The 550-nt window shown below is 45.1% G+C and carries 1 protein-coding gene; it reads left to right on the top strand.

Annotated features, from left to right (window positions below):
* Window positions 1-549 (top strand): FAD-dependent oxidoreductase (locus MMP60_RS15815; protein ID WP_241337284.1); only part of this gene is annotated, 549 nt, incomplete at its 5' end.
* Window position 550 lies beyond the last annotated feature (1 nt).

A 550-nucleotide genomic window follows, 5' to 3' on the forward strand; every position in this document is an offset into this window, starting at 1 on the left:
CGTGGTGTGGCGTACTGCCCACACTGTGATGGTCCACTGTTCAAAGGCAAACGTGTTGCAGTGATTGGTGGGGGTAACTCTGGTGTAGAAGCAGCAATTGACCTTGCAGGAATTGTAGAGCATGTGACCTTGGTTGAGTTTGATACCAAACTTCGTGCTGACCAAGTGTTGCAAGACAAGTTAAACAGCTTGCCAAATACCACTGTGATTTTGAATGCGCTCAGTACTGAAGTTGTCGGTGATGGTTCACAAGTGACGGCGTTGAAATATAAAGATCGCGCGACTGATGTTGAGCATACGGTCGAACTTGCAGGCATCTTTGTACAAATTGGTTTATTACCAAACACTGATTTCTTGAAGAACAGTGCGGTTGAACTCAGCAATCGTGGTGAGATTGTGATCAATGATCGTAACGAAACCAATGTCAAAGGTGTGTTTGCTGCGGGTGACTGTACCACCGTGCCTTATAAACAAATCATCATTGCCACAGGTGAAGGCGCGAAAGCATCGTTGTCTGCTTTTGATTATATGATTCGATCTGGGCTTTAAA

Source organism: Acinetobacter sp. ANC 4805 (assembly GCF_022549495.1).
GTDB lineage: Bacteria > Pseudomonadota > Gammaproteobacteria > Pseudomonadales > Moraxellaceae > Acinetobacter.